General features: G+C 42.2%; 16 protein-coding genes. 9 read left to right on the top strand and 7 right to left on the bottom strand.

All coding sequences use genetic code 11. The annotated features are described in order from the left end of the window. The first annotated feature begins 1 nt into the window (after position 1). The 4 genes from JMX83_RS10880 (at position 2) to JMX83_RS10865 (ending at position 6,281) form a co-directional block, all read left to right on the top strand. Positions 2-838: an ABC transporter ATP-binding protein gene (locus JMX83_RS10880; protein ID WP_201601625.1), complete on the top strand. Its 837-nt coding sequence runs from the start codon at positions 2-4 to the stop codon at positions 836-838. 88 nt (positions 839-926) lie between these two features. Then, complete coding sequence (locus JMX83_RS10875) at positions 927-1,721, top strand: ABC transporter permease (RefSeq protein WP_201601623.1); 795 nt, start codon at positions 927-929, stop codon at positions 1,719-1,721. Positions 1,722-2,293: 572 nt separating this feature from the next. After that, positions 2,294-3,991 carry an AMP-binding protein gene (locus JMX83_RS10870; protein ID WP_201601621.1) on the top strand — a complete coding sequence of 566 codons (1,698 nt, stop codon included), beginning with the start codon at positions 2,294-2,296 and terminating at the stop codon, positions 3,989-3,991. A 589-nt stretch (positions 3,992-4,580) separates the two neighbouring features. After that, on the top strand, positions 4,581-6,281 hold the full coding sequence (locus JMX83_RS10865) for an AMP-binding protein (RefSeq protein WP_201601619.1): 1,701 nt from the start codon (positions 4,581-4,583) through the stop codon (positions 6,279-6,281). Positions 6,282-6,368: 87 nt separating this feature from the next. Here the strand turns inward: JMX83_RS10865 and JMX83_RS10860 are convergent, their stop codons facing one another. The 5 genes from JMX83_RS10860 to sohB all read right to left on the bottom strand — a co-directional run bounded on the left by JMX83_RS10860 (position 6,369) and on the right by sohB (position 12,181). Next, positions 6,369-7,238, bottom strand: coding sequence for an SDR family oxidoreductase (locus JMX83_RS10860; protein WP_201601617.1), 870 nt, complete (start codon positions 7,236-7,238; stop codon positions 6,369-6,371). Positions 7,239-7,441: 203 nt separating this feature from the next. After that, positions 7,442-8,206 carry a histidine phosphatase family protein gene (locus JMX83_RS10855; RefSeq protein WP_201601615.1) on the bottom strand — a complete coding sequence of 255 codons (765 nt, stop codon included), beginning with the start codon at positions 8,204-8,206 and terminating at the stop codon, positions 7,442-7,444. 41 nt (positions 8,207-8,247) lie between these two features. After that, positions 8,248-9,492 carry a phosphotransferase family protein gene (locus tag JMX83_RS10850; protein ID WP_201601613.1) on the bottom strand — a complete coding sequence of 415 codons (1,245 nt, stop codon included), beginning with the start codon at positions 9,490-9,492 and terminating at the stop codon, positions 8,248-8,250. 190 nt (positions 9,493-9,682) lie between these two features. Then, entirely contained in the window at positions 9,683-10,930 is a 1,248-nt protein-coding gene (locus tag JMX83_RS10845; RefSeq protein WP_201601680.1) for an acyl-CoA dehydrogenase family protein, read from the bottom strand. Between the two features lie 270 nt (positions 10,931-11,200). Next, positions 11,201-12,181, bottom strand: a complete 981-nt coding sequence (sohB, locus tag JMX83_RS10840; protein WP_201601611.1) for a protease SohB — start codon at positions 12,179-12,181, stop codon at positions 11,201-11,203. A 374-nt stretch (positions 12,182-12,555) separates the two neighbouring features. On the opposite strand from sohB, the gene aspS reads away from it, so the two are divergent. The 5 genes from aspS (at position 12,556) to JMX83_RS10815 (ending at position 17,974) form a co-directional block, all read left to right on the top strand. Then, positions 12,556-14,382, top strand: a complete 1,827-nt coding sequence (gene aspS, locus JMX83_RS10835) for an aspartate--tRNA ligase (protein ID WP_201601678.1) — start codon at positions 12,556-12,558, stop codon at positions 14,380-14,382. Positions 14,383-14,449: 67 nt separating this feature from the next. Continuing rightward, a complete protein-coding gene (locus tag JMX83_RS10830) occupies positions 14,450-15,430 on the top strand; it encodes a lysophospholipid acyltransferase family protein (RefSeq protein ID WP_201601609.1) in 981 nt (326 codons plus the stop codon). Positions 15,431-15,560: 130 nt separating this feature from the next. Beyond that, complete coding sequence (locus JMX83_RS10825) at positions 15,561-16,355, top strand: glycosyltransferase (RefSeq protein WP_201601606.1); 795 nt, start codon at positions 15,561-15,563, stop codon at positions 16,353-16,355. After that, positions 16,352-17,101 carry a hypothetical protein gene (locus JMX83_RS10820; RefSeq protein ID WP_201601603.1) on the top strand — a complete coding sequence of 250 codons (750 nt, stop codon included), beginning with the start codon at positions 16,352-16,354 and terminating at the stop codon, positions 17,099-17,101. The genes JMX83_RS10825 and JMX83_RS10820 overlap by 4 nt, the downstream gene beginning before the upstream one ends. A 24-nt stretch (positions 17,102-17,125) precedes the next feature. After that, positions 17,126-17,974, top strand: a complete 849-nt coding sequence (locus JMX83_RS10815; RefSeq protein WP_201601600.1) for a glycosyltransferase family 25 protein — start codon at positions 17,126-17,128, stop codon at positions 17,972-17,974. A 183-nt stretch (positions 17,975-18,157) separates the two neighbouring features. On the opposite strand, the gene JMX83_RS10810 is transcribed toward JMX83_RS10815, so the two are convergent. Both JMX83_RS10810 and JMX83_RS10805 read right to left on the bottom strand, forming a co-directional pair. Continuing rightward, entirely contained in the window at positions 18,158-19,243 is a 1,086-nt protein-coding gene (locus JMX83_RS10810) for a glycosyltransferase (protein WP_201601597.1), read from the bottom strand. Positions 19,244-19,250: 7 nt separating this feature from the next. Continuing rightward, positions 19,251-19,457 (bottom strand): hypothetical protein, encoded by a 207-nt coding sequence (locus JMX83_RS10805; RefSeq protein ID WP_201601593.1) that lies wholly within the window; start codon positions 19,455-19,457, stop codon positions 19,251-19,253. Between the last annotated feature and the right edge of the window lie 170 nt (positions 19,458-19,627).

Here is a 19,627-nt window from a genome sequence, read left to right as displayed (position 1 = left end):
TATGCGCATTGATCCTGATAGACCCTTGCTTGAATTTAATAATCTCTGGGTGCATGGCAGACCGGTAGTCGGTAGCGATAATCCTAAGCACAGTAGTGGTGAACAGACAAAAACCTTTGCACCGCATAAGCTCTATCAAAGATGGTCACATAAGCGACAAAAAAATGCGCTATCTGGTGGCCTATCGCCTCATAGCCGCATATTGATAAACGGTGCGAGTGGCAAGCTACTATCAGGGCAAGTCACCGTTTTAACTGGTGCTTCTGGTAGTGGCAAGTCGGTACTATTGCGGGTGCTGGCAGGATTATTGCCGATGACTACTGGCGACATTTATCTGCGCAGTGATGCCACGCCAAATCAGAACCATAAAAGCATCGACACCGCTTCACCTACGGATTGGCGTAAGCACGTTGCTCTACTTGCTCAGCATCCACAGTTATTAGAAGGGAGCGTGCTTGAAAACCTAAAAATGCCTTATGACTTGCAGGCACATCGGACTCAAAGTTTTGATATAAACTGGCATATATCCCAGCTTGAGACGCTCAATAGACATTCAGACTTTTTGCAACAAGAGTCTCATCATTTATCTGGTGGTGAGCGTCAATTGGTGAATACGTTGCGTCTATTACAATTAAACGCACAAGTACTATTGCTAGATGAACCAACCGCTGCGCTAGATATCGATACCTCAGCGCAGCTGGTCACTCTTCTTACGAGGTGGTTACAAGCAGATACTCAGCGCACGTTGTTATGGGTGACTCATGATACCAAAGATATCATGCCGCTGGCTCATAGGCATTGGCGTATGCAAGCAGGTGTACTAACTGAGGTATTATAGAACACTGTTGTTAAAGTTTTCCCCAAAACCTTGAGTAGATTGCGTTCATTATACTCCCATCTTTTTTACCCTTTTATCATGAGCACCCATGAATGGTATGGATGATATGCAAGTATTTCTAACTTACAGTGATATTGCACTCGCCAGTTGTATGATTATCATCGTACTACTCATCTCATGGCAACTGCGCTTAAAACTGACAAAAACGCTGTTGATAGCTGCTGTTCGCACCATTGTGCAGCTTAGCTTTATTGGTCTGATACTGGCATGGATTTTTGCCCGTGAGCAGTGGTATGAAGTTCTGCTGATTTTGACCATCATGACTCTGATTGCAGGGAGTGCCGCCAAAAATCGTGTCAAACGCAGCTATAAAGGGTTGCTAACCGACACGCTACTAGCCGTCGGCACCTCAGCGACACTGGTCACTGCAATAGCGATGATCGTTATTCTAAGAGTACAGCCTTGGTATACCCCGCAATTCATTATTCCTATATTGGGGCTGATATTGGGCAATTCTTTGACAGCCATCTCATTAACGAGCAATCAACTGATTGAAGCTTTTCATGAGCAGCAAGGGCGTATCGAGATGATGCTGAGCCTTTCTGCTAGACCATTTGAAGCTGTGCATGAGCAGATACGTGCTGCGATTACCAATGGGATGACCCCAACGCTCAACTCTATGTTGGTCGTTGGAATTGTCAGCTTGCCCGGCATGATGACTGGCCAAATATTGGCGGGCGCCGACCCCACTCAAGCGGTACGCTATCAGATAGTGACGATGTTTTTGATATGTGTAAGTAGTACGCTTGGCTGTACGATTAGTGCTTTGCTGATTTATCGACGCTTTTTTAATAAAAATCAGCAGTTTATTTTACCTCGTTAGTTTTTTCTCTGATCTTATCCCTCATGTTGACGATCAAGCATTATCATTCTAAAAAACCAGACCGTTGTTTATCTACATAAGCTCGTTCACTCATCTAAACAGTCAATTACTTTATCCATCATTAATAAACAATCTGCCCTGTCTTTATATTCATTACCAGCTCAAAAATACGCCTTACTTTATCTCATTTCTTAAACATCATAGATGTCTCAAATTTTTCAGCTTTATCTATGTACTGCTCAGTCTTGCTTTCTATTATTGTCTTCAACATTATTCATGCTACTGTATTGCTTAAATGTATCGTTTTTTTGATACCGTAGTTGCAAAAACCAGATAACATCTAATTGAAATACAGGTTATTTCTGTCATTAGATTATCTAATTGTTTGATTCATTTAGCTCACCCATCAGTAGTTAATTAGCATTGAACAACGGCAACAAAAGCAAGCAGACACGGACGTTATTGCATCCAATAGCAGGTTAATCACATTGATGCTGATTTATGATATTGACATGCATATGACTGCTTTCTTAAAAAACATTCACCTATATCAAATTGCAAGGACGCTGACCATGATGCCGAACAAACCTTGGCTTTCTCAATATCCCGCAGGTGTACCAAAAACTATTGATCCTGATAGATACAGTAGCATTATGGAGCTGTACGAAGAATGTTTTGACCGGTTTCGCGGTCATCCGATGAGCATCTGCATGGGTGTGACCCATACTTATAATGACGTTGACAAAGCATCACTAGCGGTAGCAGCATGGTTACAAGAGCAAGGCTTGCCCAAAGGCAGTGTCGTGGCGCTCATGATGCCAAACGTACCTCAATACTTACCAACCATGATCGGAATTTTGCGTGCAGGTTACATTTGTACCCCTGTCAACCCACTTTACACTGGTCGAGAGCTACGGCATCAGCTTAATGACTCTGGTGCACAAGCAATATTTGTGGTCGATAACTTTGCTCAGGCGCTGGAGCAGGTCATTGAAGAGACCTCTATCAAACGTATTATCCTATCGAAAATGGGCGATATGATGGGTTTAAAAGGGATTTTAGTAAATACTATTATCCGTCAGGTCAAGCGCTTAGTTCCTAAGTACAATCTCAACGACCCTAAATATCATGTCACTAAATTTCCTGACGTATTGAAGAAAGGTAAAAACCTACCTTTCCAACAGCCAAAGATGTCTTTAGACCAAAAAGCATTCTTACAATATACCGGTGGTACCACAGGGCTCTCTAAAGGTGCTATTTTATCACAGCGCAATGTTGTGGCAGCGGCAATGCAATCAGAAGCATGGACACGACCTATCACCTCAGAGATCAATGAGGTATATATCAATATGGTCATGGCGCTACCGCTTTATCATATTTTTGCTTTTATGCTTAGTCTACTGGGTATGCGCTCAGGTTATACCTTCATACTGGTACCCAATCCGCGTGATATTCCTGGATTTGTCAAAACCTTATCAAAACAACCGTTCCATATCTTCCCCGCCGTCAACACTCTCTTTAAAGGGCTATTAGATAATCCAAATTTCAAAGACTTAAACTTTAACTCGCTTCGTATTTCACAGGCTGGCGGCATGGCTGCAACCGAGCAAACTGCCAAACGTTGGCTAGAGGTGACTGGCTGCGCAATGATTGAAGGTTGGGGTATGACGGAGGGTGTTGCCGTCGGCACAGCGAACGTGATTACAAACCGTGAGTTTAATGGCACCATTGGCGTGCCTGCCCCTGGCGTAGATGTCATCATTATCGACGAAGAAGGCAATCAGGTAAAACTGAACGAAGGCGGCGAATTATGTATCAAAGGACCCAATGTAACTTCTGGATATCTAAACCGAGATAGTAGTGGTGATTTTACTAGTGACGGTTACTTCCGTACTGGAGACATCGTTAGTATGGATGATAAGGGCTATATCAAACTATTAGATCGTAAAAAGGACATGATCTTGGTATCAGGATTTAATGTTTTTCCCAATGAGATCGAATCTGTCATGCTCGACTGTGATGGTATCCTTGACTGTGCAGTAATCGGTATTCCTGATAGCCATCAGGGTGAGGCTGTCAAAATATACGTGGTTCCTGAAGACAACAATGTGACTAAAGAAATTATCAAAGATTTTGCACTAGACAACCTAACTGGCTATAAATGTCCGCGTCATATTGAATTTGTCAGCGAATTACCGAAAAGTAATGTCGGTAAAGTACTACGTCAAAAACTACGTGAAAAACATCAAGCAGATCATCCTCAACGATAAGCAAATTCTCTCAATAAAAAAGCGCCTTATCTTAATTATAAGGCGCTTTTTTCATTCTACATATTCGTCTCTGTATATTCCTTTTTAATTGTCATTTTTATAACTTTTACCAATGATTATATAAATGATAAATACCATTCATTAGCGTGAACCTCTTGTCTCTTTTACCTTTCAACACATATTGTTCAATATATCAAACGTAAATATAAACTATTGAGTTCTTTGATAGCCGTAACGAATTTAGTTGTAGTTATGTTAATGTAATGCCGAAATGTGTCACTAAGTTTTCTATCGATTTAGATTAATTGAATATTTAATTTAGGTCATTTTACGACTGTTAATTTGAATAAGGATTTTAATTTTAAAAACAGTAATCAGCCGTTTGAGCTACTTAGATGCTTATTTTTTAGTAGCTCATTCTTAGCAGTTGAATCAAATTTTATAAAGGACTCTGTACTTTAGCAGTATGTGAAAACAAAGGATAGCACTCGACAATTCATCGCTCAAAAGGCACTGATGTATATCGTCGACATGGATGTGACTACTTTTTTATAGAACCTTAACTTATCTTAATTTAAGGACGCTAGGCATGACAGCAGATAAACCTTGGCTTGCTCAATACCCCGAAAACGTACCCAAGACCATCAACCCTGATCAATATGAAAGCCTCATAGAACTATATGAGGAGTGCTTCAATCGTTTTCGTATGCATCCGATGACTATCTGTATGGGTGTGACTCATACCTATGATGATGTTGATAAGGCGTCACTGGCAGTAGCAGCATGGTTACAAGCTCAAGGCTTACCGAAAGGCAGCGTCGTGGCACTTATGATGCCAAATGTCCCACAATATTTGCCAACCATGATTGGTATCTTACGCGCAGGCTATGTCTGCACCCCTATTAACCCACTGTATACAGGTCGTGAGCTACGTCATCAATTAAATGATTCAGGTGCTCAGGTGATTTTTGTGGTGGATAATTTTGCTCAAGCGCTTGAGCAGGTCATCGAAGAGACCAATGTCAAACGCATTGTCCTATCAAAAATGGGCGATATGATGGGTCTAAAAGGTATTTTGGTGAATACCGTTATCCGTCAGGTCAAACGCTTGGTGCCCAAGTACAACCTGAATGACCCAAAGTACAATGTGACCAAGTTTCCTGAAGTACTCAAAAAAGGGCGCAACTTACCGCTTCAAGACCCCAAAACCACACTGCAACAAAAAGCGATTCTACAGTACACAGGTGGTACAACTGGTCTTTCTAAAGGGGCTGTTTTAACCCAACGTAATGTCGTCGCGGCGGCGATGCAGTCAGAAGCATGGTATCGTCCTGTGACCTCAGGCATCAACGAGGTATACATCAATATGGTGATGGCGTTGCCGCTGTATCATATTTTCGCCTTTATGCTCAGTCTACTTGGTATGCGCTCAGGTTATACCTTTATATTAGTACCCAATCCACGCGATATGCCAGGGTTTGTTAAAACCCTATCAAAACAGCCGTTCCATATTTTCCCTGCGGTCAATACCCTATTTAAAGGATTGCTTGATCAGCCAAACTTTAAAGATTTGGACTTTAGCGCCTTACGTATCACTCAGGCGGGCGGTATGGCAGCAACTGAACAAACCGCAGCACGTTGGTTAGAAGTGACTGGATGCCCTATGGTTGAAGGCTGGGGTATGACTGAAGGCGTCGCTGGCGGTACTGCTAATGTGGTCACTGACCGCAAATTCAATGGCTCTATTGGCATACCCGTTCCTAGTGTCGATATCATCGTCGTCGACGAAAATGGTGAACGTGTCGCCATGCATCAGGCAGGTGAAATGTGTATCAAAGGTCCGAACGTCATGTCAGGCTATTTTAATAGAGACAATACGACCGATTTCACTCGCGATGGGTATTTCCGTACTGGTGATATCGTAAGCATGGATGAGAAAGGCTACTTTACTTTACTAGACCGTAAAAAAGACATGATCTTGGTCTCAGGTTTTAATGTGTTCCCGAATGAGATCGAAGCCGTTATGCTTGACCACGAGGGTATCGTTGATTGCGCCGTGATTGGCATCCCTGATGAAAACCAAGGTGAAGCCGTCAAAATCTATATTGTCCCTGCAGATAATAATGTCACCAAAGAAGATATTAAAGAGTTTGCATTGGATAATCTAACCGGTTATAAATGTCCGCGTCACATTGAGTTTGTCAGCGAACTACCAAAAAGCAACGTGGGTAAAGTATTGCGTCAAAAGCTACGTGAGCAGCACCTATCAGACAACCCGCAAACGTTGTAATCTGTACATTATGATTTTGCCATAGAGACAAAAAAGCCCACTATTATTAAAGTGGGCTTTTTGTTTTTGTTGAATAAACCTATCGTATCAGCTCAATCGGCTCATCACTTGCAGCGGCAAACGCTTCATTGCCTGACCTACAATCGACCATGGCAAGCTTGGTACACACGCTTCTTCCACACCTGCCTCAATCGCCGCAACAATCGCTTTGGTACCGGTATCAGTATCTACCTCAAACGGCAATGGCTTGGCATTCGTATTAATCTCGGTACGGATGTAACCGGGATAAATGGTAGACACCTTGATAGGTAGCTTAGTCAATAGCATATCAGCACGAATACCTTCTGCAAGATGTGCCAAACCTGCTTTACTCGCACCATAAGCCGTCAAGTGCTTAGGTAGACCGCGCATCGCTGACATGCTCGACATTGCCACCAGATGACCGCTATTTTGAGCCCGGAAGATATTCATCGCCGCTTCACATTGTGCTAATGCCGAGATAAAATTAATCTCAACAGTACGGCGGTTGGTATCAAAGCGCCCTTTACCAATGCGGCGGCTATCGCCAATACCGGCATTGACTATTACGCGGTCAATCGTGCCAAAATCAGCAGCAAATGCATCAAATACTTTGAAAACAGCGTCGTAATTACTGACATCTAACGCTCGGTACTCAACGCGTATATTAGGATATGCTGCTACCAGCTCTGACTGCAGGCTTTCTAAACGATCCGTACGGCGCGCACAGATAGCAAGGTTGTAACCAAGCTTAGCAAACAATCTTGCCATGCCCTCGCCCAGACCTGAACTGGCACCCGTAATCAATACAGTCTTATTTTTCCCTACTTGCTGCTCATTTAGCTCTTTTAGATATCGCGATGGCTGAATCGCACTAAACACCTGATTTTTACTTTGTTTAGCGCTTTTGGTTACCAAATTGATCAATTTATTTTTCATAGACAATCCTTTTTATATCAATATTAGATAAAATCGATAGCCTATAATATCGCAAATCGATAGATTGAGCTTGTCAGTTGTAAAAATAAACGAAAAATACTCAACAAATATAATGACTGACGTTAACGATATACGTAGCGGTCACATATTTAAAATAGCTACTTTATCATGGCTTTAATATATCACCATGACATGCGTTCAGCCTAACGCCACGTCACAAAACGCTTACCTTCAGAGAATAGATGACTGTATTCGTTCAAAGACAACAAACGCGTGCTTTGATTTTTTAGGGTGATCGATGTCACGCCTGTATTGACTAAGCTTTTATTTAACTGATAAGCAGTTTGACTGCCTTGCTTCAAGAGCTGCGCGGTAATGGCAGCAATGACGCCACCTGAGGTAAAGACCAACACCGTACTGTCCTGATCTAAACTCATATTGGCTATTTTTGTACGTACTTGCTCAAGTGCTTGCTGCGCACGGTCGTTAAACTGCGTCCAGCTTTCAATATAGTCTTGATCATTGTCGCCCGCATGCCAGCGCTGCATCGCTTGGTCGAATAGTTCAGCCAAACGCGTGGACGGTGATTCTGCTTTGGCAATTTCAGCGGATATATCGGCTCGATTGCCAAAATCTCCAGCTGATTTCACAAACACGTCTTTATGATTAAACTCATCAAATTGCGGCAGAATATAACTATTGGGCTCGTTAAAATCGATGGCTGACATAGTTGGTCCACCATCACCGTGATTAGCATGAATGAGAGGTTGATAACCCTCCCAAAAATGGCGCGCAGAATCTTGTTGCCTAATCAAATTACCCGTAAATATCGCATCGATTCGGCGCTGAGTATTTGCGTAATGCTGACCCAACATTTTGGCTTGAGTTTCACCTAGCTCTGAAAGCTGATCGTAGTTTTCTTGACCAAAAGAGGCCTGACCATGACGGGCTAAAAGTATGGTTGTCATAAAATACTGCCTTTTATTATATTGTCCAAAATACTATTTTCTTATATTTCAGATGAATCAGAGGATTTTGCAAAATAGCCCTTTGGTAAAATGCCTTTCACTACTTTTTGTACAGGGTCTGGCAATTTCTCAATCATCGCGGCATCGATTCCTCTGTCTTCCAAATGCGGCTGAACGTGTGCATTGAACAGCGCCTCGCCTTCATATTGCGCAATCAGTTTGAGACATTTGGCGTGCATGACATGTATAGCGAGCCAAGCGTTCTTAAATGCTGGATTGGTGGTTTGCTTATGATAGTAGCGATAGTAGATTTGCTGAATGATACCTGATAGACGGAACAGACCGAATACTTCATAAAAGGTCCAGTTATCTATCTTAAGTCCAGATTTTTCTAGATAATAAGCAACCACTTCATCACGCGTCATCATACCTTCTAAATGAGTTGGCTGACGACGAAACTGCTGCATGACAATGTTATCGTCTTCCTCAATCCAGTAAGCCAAGGCACTACCTAAATCCATTAATGGATCGCCAAGCGTTGCCATCTCCCAGTCAAGCACGCCAATCACTTTAGTCGGCTCATCTGCATCGAGTATGACGTTGTCAAAGCGCCAGTCATTATGAATGATGCACGTTTTGCTATCAGCAGGCGTGTGCTTTTTGAGCCACTGTCTGACCAAGGCAAAGCTTGGGACGTTAGGGGTCTTTGCTTTGACATAGCGCTTGTCCCAGCCACTAATTTGGCGCGCGCAATAGCCATCACCGCGACCCAAATCAACCAAATCAGGATGCTCGGTATAGTCTATCTGATGCAGCTCTACCAACGCATCCAAAACATTGGTACAAAGTAAACGGGTTTGTTCAGCCTCTAGATCGACCCCTTTTGGTAAGTTTGCACGAGGAATGATCCCCTCCATACGCTCCATGACATAAAAATCAGCACCGATGACGGCTTCATCTGTACATAGAGCCATCATCTCAGGTACGTAAGGATAGGCATCTTTTAGTGCATTTTGGACGGTATATTCGCGCACCATGTCATGTGCAGATTTTGCCTTAGTACCTTTTGGCGGACGGCGTAAGATAAGATCTTGACCTTTATCGTCGCCTTCATATTGCAAGCGGTACGTCCAGTTTGATGCGCCGCCTGAAAACTGAGTGACTGTAGGCTCACCTACGACATCGACACCTTGGCTACGCAGCCATGCGCTCACCGCTTTGGTATCAAGCTCTTCACCCTCACGTACGGCACCGCCTTTATCGAGTACTTTATTATCAGTTACCATGAGACATTCCTTATCCTGTAATGATTTATTTTTATAACATCTAGTAGTATTAAAATAGTTAATAACAATGAAATAGTATTAGTGATGAAAAATTCACTACTAAATCATTAATAGTGAATTTTCAATTTATTTTGTTTTTAACAACAGTGGTATGAGCAAGTTAAGACTTACTCACGCCCATTGATTAACCTTAGGCTTTGTTAGACTGAGAACGGCTAAAACCTTGACGTTTTAGCTCTAGCTTGGCAATCATCGTTTTATGTACTTCATCAGGACCATCTGCTAACCGTAGTACACGTGCCTGCGCATAGAAATTCGGTAACAAGGTATCTTGGCAAACACCCATGCCACCGTGAATCTGAATCGCCATATCGACCACTTCCTGCAATACAGTTGGCGCAACGACTTTGATCGCGGAGATTTCAGTCAATGCCGCTTTGGTTCCTTGAGCGTCCATTTTTTGCGCCGCATAAAGGGTTAGCAAGCGCGCTTGATCAATCTTGATACGTGCCTCAGAGATACGCTCAAAGTTTCCGCCCAATTGTAGTAGCGGCTTACCAAACGCAGTACGTGACATGCCTCGCTTAACCGCCAATTCTAAAGACTTCTCAGCCGCACCAATACAACGCATGCAGTGATGAATACGACCTGGTCCTAAGCGACCTTGTGCAATCTCAAAGCCTTTACCTGGCCCACCAATAAAGTGACTGACGGGCACACGTACATTATCAAAGCTGATCTCACCATGACCGTGCGGTGCATCATAATCGCCAAACACTTTGAGCATGCGTTTAATATTCACACCCGCTGTATTAACTGGTACCAGTACCATCGAGTGCTGATGATGACGGTCTGCGCTTTCATCCGCGGTATAGGCCATCACAATTAAAATATCAACCGCAGGATCACCCAGACCTGATGACCACCATTTGCTACCGTTAATGACAATTTCATCACCATCGACCACAGCAGTTGCTTGCATATTAGTGGCATCGCTTGAGGCCACATCAGGCTCAGTCATACAAAACACTGAGCGGGTCTCACCTTCTAATAGCGGCGTGAGCCATTTGTCTTGCTGTTCTTGCGTACCATAGCGCCATAATAGCTCCATATTGCCGCTGTCAGGCGCATTGCAGTTAAACACATGCGGCGCGAGCAAACTGCGACCCGTCAGCTCTGCAATCGGTGCATAGTCAGTGACTGAAAGCCCTGCACCTAACGTATCGTCAGGTAAGAATAAATTCCATAAACCCTCCTCGCGTGCTTGTTTGCGTAGGTTATCATAAGCGTCTGGCCACTCCCAGTTTTCCCAATTACCATCAGGATTTTTCTTATGACATTCTTCCCAGAATTGGGCTTCGATGGGCTCAATATTCGTTTCAATGAACGCTTTGACTTTGGCATGCATGGCTTGACCATGTTCTGTTGCGGTAAACATTAAATTGTCGTTAGACATAAATGACTTCCTTTTCTTTATTGATTGTCTAAATCGGGTTTTGACAAAAAGCTCTGCTAGATCTTTAATGCGAGCCTTAGTGTACGGACGTATACTGTTTTCTGTATCCTACATTTATAACACAGCGATTATGATTAAACAGCAAAAAGGCGCGACCCGTTAGGACACGCCTTTTACAAAATACAAACAGTGTATTGCTGAATATATGACCGCTAAAATACTAGCTATCAGACATCATAATGATATCTAACACTATTTTAGAATATTCAAACGGCTGTTTAGCTCAAAACGTGCAAGCGCGTCTGGCAGTTTGTCCACTGCCATACTGAGCGTTGCTTCTGCTGCTTGCGCAAGGCCTAGCTTCTCTGCCAGCGTCGGCTTCTGACGTGAATGTAATGCGTACACTTCGCTGTTTTCCATACGTTCTAGAATGTAGCTGTCAGAGGTTTGCAAGCTGTCAATCAGGTTAAGCTTTAAGGCATCTTCGCCATACCAGTGCTCACCTGTGGCTACTTTGGCAACATCCAACGTTGGACGATAAGTATTGACAAAGTGCTTGAATAGCTCGTGCGTCTGCTCTAACTCTTCTTGGTATTTGGCACGATCTTCGGCATCATTTTCACCAAATACAGTCACCGTACGCTTATAGTCGCCCGCGGTAAACATCTCATAATCGACGTCATGATTTTTGAGCCATTTATGAAAGTTTGGCAATTGTGACACCACGCCGATTGAGCCAATAATCGCAAATGGCGATGCCACGACATTGTCTGCCACGCACGCCATCATGTAGCCACCACTCGCCGCCACTTTGTCGACGCAGACCGTTAGCTTTAGGCCAGCGTCCTTTAGACGAACCAATTGCGCGGCTGCCAAACCATAACCATGTACCAAACCGCCGCCTGACTCGAGGCGTACGATCACTTCATCGCCTTTGTTGGCTGTACTGATTAAAGTGCTGATTTCTTCGCGCAGATGCTTAACGGCAGTGGCTTTGATATCACCTTCAAAATCCAGAACAAAAACTTGCGAGGCATTGTCAGTATTTTTTTTCTGCTTTTTGCTTTTTGCTTTTAGAGCCTGCTTGGCTTTTTTTGCCATTGTTTTTTTGAATGCTTTAAGCGCAGCTTTGCCTTGGGTGGCTTCCATTAAATCTTCACGGCGCTGCTTTTGCGCTTCATTTAAATGTCTTACTTTTAGCTCAACAGGGTTTTTTTGTGGATGAAATAGCATGATTACAAATCCTCAAGTCAGTAGGTATATCAACATAGATGTTTTTATTCAGGTACGGTTGATATGCGCACGCTCGCTGGTATTTTCAAGCAAAATGACAATATTTAACCTAATATAGATATCGCTCAATAAATACAGCCGATACCAATGCATGGCTACGCTTTGATTGAACTCAGCCGGTTGTATAACAAAGGTAGATTAGGCATAATATGCGTTTATATCAAATTTTCTGCAGCCAACGTGATGACCCTTTGTCTTGATCGCGTTGTTTGTGTGTTTTTTTGGCAAATCGCTTGAAACGCACAGCAATGGCTGCATTATTGTACTTCGAATTGGGCTGATAACTGGATAACAATATTATGACGCAAAGCACTATGACGCAAAGCGAATACCGAGACGAATATTGCGGAGCTGTAACTGAGAGCTTGCTTGAGCAAACCATTAGTATCGTAGGCTGGGTACATCGTCGTCGCGATCACGGTGGCGTGATTTTCTTAGACATGCGTGACCGCGCTGGTATCTTGCAGGTAGTAGTCGATCCTGATACACCAGAAGCTTTTGCAACCGCTGATGCGGTACGTCCTGAATACGTACTAAAGATCACTGGCCGCGTACGTCGCCGTTATGAAGGTACTGAAAATAACAATATGACCAGTGGCCAAATTGAGCTATTGGGTAAAGAGATTGAAGTACTGGCCAAATCTGAAACCCCGCCATTCCCGTTGAATGACGAAAAAACGACCGTATCAGAAGACCTACGTCTAAAGTATCGCTACCTCGATATGCGCCGTCCGCAAATGCAAGAGCGTATGGTGTTCCGTGCCAAGGCGACTTCAGCGATTCGTCGTTATTTAGACGATCATGGCTTTTTGGATGTTGAGACGCCTATCTTGACTCGTGCAACACCTGAAGGTGCGCGTGATTATCTTGTGCCATCACGTACGCGTCCTGGTAACTTCTTTGCCCTACCGCAGTCGCCACAGCTGTTCAAGCAATTATTGATGGTGTCAGGTTTTGACCGTTATTATCAAATCGCTAAATGCTTCCGTGATGAAGATTTACGTGCCGATCGTCAGCCTGAATTTACACAGGTCGATATCGAGACGTCTTTCTTGAACGAAGAAGAGATCATGAACATCAACGAAGGTCTTATCAAGCATTTGTTCAAGACCATGATGGATGTTGAGTTCGAGCAATTCCCTCGCATGACTTACTTCGAGGCAATGCGTGATTATGCATCAGACAAGCCTGACTTACGTATTCCATTGAAACTGGTTGACGTTGCAGATTTGATGAAAGACGTTGATTTCAAAGTATTTGCCGGCCCTGCTAACGATCCTAAAGGTCGCGTCGCTGCCTTACGTATCCCTGGTGGCGCTTCATTGAGCCGTAAGCAAATCGATGCTTACACCAAGTTTGTTGGTATTTATGGCGCACGCGGCTTGGCTTATATCAAAGTCAATGACGCAAGCAGCATCAACAATGGTGTGGATCAAGAATCTGGCCTACAGTCTCCGATCATCAAAAACATGACTGATGATGTACTTGTGAGCTTGATTGAGCGTACTGCTGCAGAAGATGGCGATATTATCTTCTTTGGTGCAGATAAAGCCAGTGTCGTGAACGACGCAATTGGTGCATTACGCCAAAAAATCGGTCTAGACCTTGAAATGATGACTTGTGAATGGGCACCACTTTGGGTAACTGACTTCCCAATGTTTGAAGAAACTGACAACGGTCAATGGACATCAATGCATCATCCATTTACCAAGCCTAAAGGCTCAGTTGAGGAGCTGAAAAACAATCCAGAAGCGGCTTTATCTATCGCTTATGATATGGTATTGAACGGCACTGAGATTGGCGGTGGTAGCTTACGTATCAATACTTATGATATGCAGCAAGCCGTACTTGAGGCATTGGGTATCGGCGAGCAAGAAGCAGAAGACAAGTTTGGTTTCTTACTTGATGCCCTAAAATTTGGTGCACCGCCGCATGGTGGCCTAGCATTTGGTTTGGATCGCCTAATCATGCTCATGGTAGGCGCAGACTCTATCCGTGATGTGATTGCATTCCCAAAAACCAAAACTGCTGAGTGCCCACTAACTCAAGCACCTGCTGAAGTGGATAGCAAGCAGCTACGTGATCTTGGTATCCGTGTGCGTGAAAAAGCACAGGCTGATACCAACAAACCTGCTCAATAAAACATTTGATCATGTACTATTGCTGTCTACAGTGCTTGTTACGTGATTCATCGCCATGTGAGTGGCTATGAATCCGTATCATATTTTCAAATTCGTGCCATTGTCTGTCCTACAGACGCTGGCACGTTTTGTCGCTTGGGTGATCGTCAAGATACCAAGTCTCAGCATCATGCGTACCATTCATATTAATATGGCGCTGATTACTGACAAATTGTCTGAGCCACAAAAACGAGCGCTGACCAAAGACATCATCTATCATCAATGTCTGACCAGTATCGAATCTATAAAAAGCTGGGCAATGCCACCTGAATGGAGCATTGCTCAAATTTGTGATGTCCATAATAAAGACATTCTACTAGAAGGTCTTGCCAATCCCAATGGCATGCTTGCTATCGTCCCTCATCTCGGTACATGGGAGATGATGAACGCGTGGCTCAATCAGTTTGGTTCGCCAACTATTATGTACAAGCCTGTAGACGGCAGATTCGCTAATGAGTTTATTCTTCAAGGGCGTGCGCGTCTCAATGCAACGTTGGTGCCTACCGATGGTAGCGGTGTTAAAGCTGTATTTAAAACCCTCAAGCAAGGCGGCTTTAGTATTGTATTACCAGACCACGTCCCAGATCCGTCAGGCGGCGTAGTCGTTCCCTTCTTTGGTATCAATACCTTAACCAGTACCCTTGCCTCCAAACTGGCCAGCAAAACCAAATGCGCCTTGGTGGGCTTGTCTTGTATTCGCCGTGACGATGGGCGCGGTTTTGATATTTATTGCTATAAGCTCGACGATCCAGCGTTATATGACCGCAATACCGAAATAGCGACCCAAGCACTCAATCAAGCCATGGAGCATATAATTAAAGACAATTATAGTCACTACATGTGGGGCTATCGACGTTTTAAGCGCATACCAAATCTAGGCAACCCTTACCGAAAAGACAAAGCCACTTTAGCAGCCTTTATTCAGTCGCATCACACTACTGCTAGTCGTTCTGGTAACGATGTAAGTGGTTCTGTTACTGGTGACACTAACATCGATAATCGCAAGTAATAACTGTACTATCGTTTACTGATTTAGACATATCATCAATCACAGTTATACTAATATTGGCTAAGTTCTGTACCCTCTCATTTTTATTAGTCCTTCATTTACCTCACTATTATCGCAATAAGAGTGCATTATGACATCTGACGTAACTAAAACCTTACCTATAGAACCAACACAAAACCATACTGCTGAACAGCGTTATATTATTTGTATGAAATGGGGTGATAAATACGGTTCTGAATATGTCAATCGTCTCTACAACATGGTTAGTCGACATCTAACCTTAGATTTTCAGATGGTTTGCTTGACCGATGACAGCACAGGTATTGACCCTGCGATTGCGTGTTATCCGATACCCGATATGGATTTACCAGCAGGTCCTGAACGTGGTTGGAAAAAACTGACTACCTTTAAGCCTGAGCTGTATGATTTAAAAGGTGTGGCGCTATTTTTAGATATCGATATCGTCATTGTCGATAATATCGATGCGTTTTTCACTTACCAAGCAGAACATGAAGACAGCGTCGTCATCATCCGCGACTGGAAAAAACCTTGGCGCATGATTGGCAATAGCTCTGTTTATCGCTTCAATATTGGTATGGGCACTTATCCTGATTTACTGGCAAACTTTGAGCGCAACTTCGACAGCATTCGTCAGCAAGTTCGCCATGAGCAGGCTTACTTATCTAACTATCTGCGTGAGCATCATCACCTAGAGTACTGGGATAAAGACTGGTGTGTCAGTTTTAAATATCAATGTATTGCCCCTATCCCATTCAACTTGTTACGTGCCCCAACGCTGCCTGAGGGTGCTAAAATTGTTATCTTTCATGGTGAAATTAATCCACCAGATGCCATTAAAGGCGGCGGCGGTAAGTGGTATCGTTATGTAAAACCAAGCCCTTGGTTAAAGGAGCATTGGCAGTGAAGGCTCCTAGATCTAAATTAGCCAGTTTATTTTCCTTAAACCAGCATCGCAAACGTTTGGGCGCAGCTGATGTTGCAAATAGGCTTGATCAATTAAACTGGAATGAGATGCGTGATCAAATCATCGATGGCGATAAACTTGAATATACTTATGGCTCTGATAAGAACCTTCAGATGCATCTTGATAGTCTTAAGTGTGAGTTCGTTGGTCGTTCAGAACTTGAATATTATCATGCAACACTGATTGTGCTTATACGTCGTGGCTTTAGAGTTGACGAAGAATTTAAAAGATTTGAAAAGCTATGGTATGAACAAAAAGAGTTTTTGATAAATAAGCTCAATACCCGTTGGCTAATCTCTGCTTGCGATACGTTTATTGACCATAGTGACGATGACTACCTAAGGTCTCTGTTGATGAATGCGGTCATTTTGGTCAATACCATTAAAATGCAAGAAAGTGAGCGTTATCTAACTGCCACTGAAAATGCTAAGGTTGATGCTTCACGCTACAGTTCCTTACAAAATGAAAGGCTTGCCTTATTTGATGGTGTAGCAGGGTTTGCTGTGGGTACAGATGATACATTGCGTAATATGCGCTGGCGGTTAGATAAATTAGCACAGTCTCACCCTTTGGGGGGGGTAGTCATCGAAATATTTGAACGAGTCCAAAAACTCAATGCTGATACTGTATATTCCCGATTTCGTGCTTTGCATATTCGCGATAAAACAGCTTGGTGGCAAGACTAAATATATTTTATAAGAACTCAAATCATGACTAAATCAGCAATCTCTGCATTTGTAATCAACTTAGCCGATTCAAAACCCCGTTTGGATTTTCAGACAAAGCAACTTTGTCAGCTTGGTATTAATTTTGAACGTATAGAAGCCACTTCAACTGCTGACTTATCTGAATCAGAATATGAAAAATGGGCAAACGACTGGCAACGTAAACTCAGGCGTACTGAAGTAGCTTGCTTTTTAAGCCACTTTGGCATTTGGCAACGTATTGCAAAGTCTAATCAATCTTATTTAGTATTGGAGGATGATGCAGTGCTATCACAAGATCTGCCTAATGTATTAGCTGCTATCACTGCATTAGAACACCTACCCTTCGAACACTTAAGCTTCGAAACAAGAGGACGAAAGAAACTGTATGACAAAGAATGCATCAACTTAACAGAATCAGTCAGACTGCATCCTCTCTACATTGATAAATCAGGGGCGGCGGCTTATCTGCTAACTCCTAAAGGCGCTCAGGTTTTATTAGATACTGTCGAGAAATCTGGTGCAGGTCTAGCAGATGCATTGCTGTGTCATACTAAGAGACTAAATAGCTCGCAAACAATGCCAGCGCTTGCGATACAAATGGATATGGCTAAACATTATGGTATGCCAGAGTTACAGATAAGCCCAGTCGCTGCGAGCAATATTTCAACCTCAACCAATAGTAAGCCTAGTCCTAATAGCTTATCAGATAGATTAGCGTTTAAATCAAGGCGTCTAGCCGCTCAATTAGATATGGGCCTGATTCAAGCCAAAAAGTCTAGCCATTCAGATTATTTAGAAGTCTTGCCCAAAAGAAAAGATTTTATATATTTGAATGTATTATTAAAATCTTAGGTGGTGTTCTAAAAAAGCATGCTGTCGATAAAAGTCAATAAGAAATCTATGCTAAGTTCTCTGATTCTATAGAGCTTTCAAGGCTTTAAAAATTGTTCAAATTTTAATCAGCATGCTTTTTGACACACCACCAAATCTTAAACTTTTAGCTTTACTAGTGATGAAATCTCTCAGAATACTTATTTAAACTACGTTCAAATATTGCATAGCAACTGAATTAGGTAAGAGATTTACATCGAATTCGCTGTTAAAATGACTAGGATTTTGCATCAAACTATCTATCTGATCTGCTAAACCTTGGATATCTCCAACAGCAACCAAGTTATGTTTTGGTAACAATTCTCTAGGACCTGAATCACAATCGGTGCTTATCACTGGAACTCCAAGCGCTAATGATTCTGCAATGACCAACCCAAATCCTTCATATATTGAAGATAACACCATACCCTTTGCTTGAGCAATAAAAGGATATGGATTTGGAGTAAAACCTACAAATATAACCTGATTTTGCAATCCTAGTGCTGTACTCAACTCTTCACATTGTGATTGCAACTCTCCCTGTCCCACTAAAAGTAATGGTAAGTGCCTTTTTGATTTAGCATAGGCATTAATCAAGTCTATATGGTTTTTCTGTGCTTTAAACTTACCTACATGAACAATATAGCCTTCTTTTAATATAGGGTATTTTTTTTCAAAATCTTGCAGCTCCTCATTTTTTTGAGACTGAAGTATAATACCTTGTTGATCAATAGGGTTACGAATGGCTGTTAACGTCTGAGTATTAGGGATAATATTGAGAAAATCATTCTTAGCTCCTTCACTGACAGCAACTACGTTTTTAGATTGATATACACTGTTTAATGATTTATCTGTCAGGTAGGTGTGAATGGTTTTTTCTTTAGATAAAGTATTATGTATAACAAACACCTTGTTAGGCAGACTACTATGAGTTAGCACCTGATCTACTTGCCAGAGATTAGATAATATTAAAGACGGATTATTGGTTATATTGTTTCTGACATATAAATCAAAAACTTTCGAAAAGATACGATTTCGAATTTTTTTTGGTAGCCATCTGTAAGATTGGTAAGATAAAAAATGTATTGGTATATCAGGTAACAGGTAATCTACTTGACTTTTAAAACAAATGATATGTGGTTCGTAGCCAACTCTTCTAAACCCTTCAGCTAAGGTTATAACAAACCGCTCTGCACCTCCACCTTGAAGGCTAAAAATAGCAAGAATGATTACGCCTGATTCTTTATTCATCATGTTCCTATGAGCTGCTTAAAACATTACTATTAATTTGTTTTATTGCTTTTTCAACGTTATTATTTCGATACATTTTGAACTTAGCATCTCTTATTTTATCACTTAAGGGTTTTCTTAGTATCGCCATATTCCTAGAAAAAGCCTCTCTATATATATTAGGATACTTAGGTTTTTCAAAGCGAATCTGAGCAGGCGTTTTTAAAGGCTGCAAACAATTCCTAAAATAGCGCTTTAAAAAATTATCATATTCTTTAATATAGTCAGTTCAAAACAAAAATGTTATAGCTAGGACAAACATCATAAAATAATTTGGATAAGTCATTTTCCATCCACCCTTGGCGTAGAAACTTTACTTGTGCCCATTTTTTCTCAATAGGGTTC

Source organism: Psychrobacter piscatorii, from assembly GCF_904846415.1.
GTDB classification, from domain to species: Bacteria; Pseudomonadota; Gammaproteobacteria; order Pseudomonadales; family Moraxellaceae; genus Psychrobacter; species Psychrobacter piscatorii.
This window is presented reverse-complemented; position numbering and strand designations above follow the sequence as displayed.

What these genes read in the sequence shown, in the direction of transcription:
- JMX83_RS10880 (WP_201601625.1), top strand. Translation starts at nt 2, where the DNA reads ATGCGCATTGATCCTGATAGACCCTTGCTTGAATTTAATAATCTCTGG.
- JMX83_RS10875 (WP_201601623.1), top strand. Translation starts at nt 927, where the DNA reads ATGAATGGTATGGATGATATGCAAGTATTTCTAACTTACAGTGATATT.
- JMX83_RS10870 (WP_201601621.1), top strand. Translation starts at nt 2,294, where the DNA reads ATGATGCCGAACAAACCTTGGCTTTCTCAATATCCCGCAGGTGTACCA.
- JMX83_RS10865 (WP_201601619.1), top strand. Translation starts at nt 4,581, where the DNA reads ATGACAGCAGATAAACCTTGGCTTGCTCAATACCCCGAAAACGTACCC.
- JMX83_RS10860 (WP_201601617.1), bottom strand. Translation starts at nt 7,238, where the DNA reads ATGAAAAATAAATTGATCAATTTGGTAACCAAAAGCGCTAAACAAAGT.
- JMX83_RS10855 (WP_201601615.1), bottom strand. Translation starts at nt 8,206, where the DNA reads ATGACAACCATACTTTTAGCCCGTCATGGTCAGGCCTCTTTTGGTCAA.
- JMX83_RS10850 (WP_201601613.1), bottom strand. Translation starts at nt 9,492, where the DNA reads ATGGTAACTGATAATAAAGTACTCGATAAAGGCGGTGCCGTACGTGAG.
- JMX83_RS10845 (WP_201601680.1), bottom strand. Translation starts at nt 10,930, where the DNA reads ATGTTTACCGCAACAGAACATGGTCAAGCCATGCATGCCAAAGTCAAA.
- sohB (WP_201601611.1), bottom strand. Translation starts at nt 12,181, where the DNA reads ATGCTATTTCATCCACAAAAAAACCCTGTTGAGCTAAAAGTAAGACAT.
- aspS (WP_201601678.1), top strand. Translation starts at nt 12,556, where the DNA reads ATGACGCAAAGCGAATACCGAGACGAATATTGCGGAGCTGTAACTGAG.
- JMX83_RS10830 (WP_201601609.1), top strand. Translation starts at nt 14,450, where the DNA reads ATGAATCCGTATCATATTTTCAAATTCGTGCCATTGTCTGTCCTACAG.
- JMX83_RS10825 (WP_201601606.1), top strand. Translation starts at nt 15,561, where the DNA reads ATGACATCTGACGTAACTAAAACCTTACCTATAGAACCAACACAAAAC.
- JMX83_RS10815 (WP_201601600.1), top strand. Translation starts at nt 17,126, where the DNA reads ATGACTAAATCAGCAATCTCTGCATTTGTAATCAACTTAGCCGATTCA.
- JMX83_RS10810 (WP_201601597.1), bottom strand. Translation starts at nt 19,243, where the DNA reads ATGAATAAAGAATCAGGCGTAATCATTCTTGCTATTTTTAGCCTTCAA.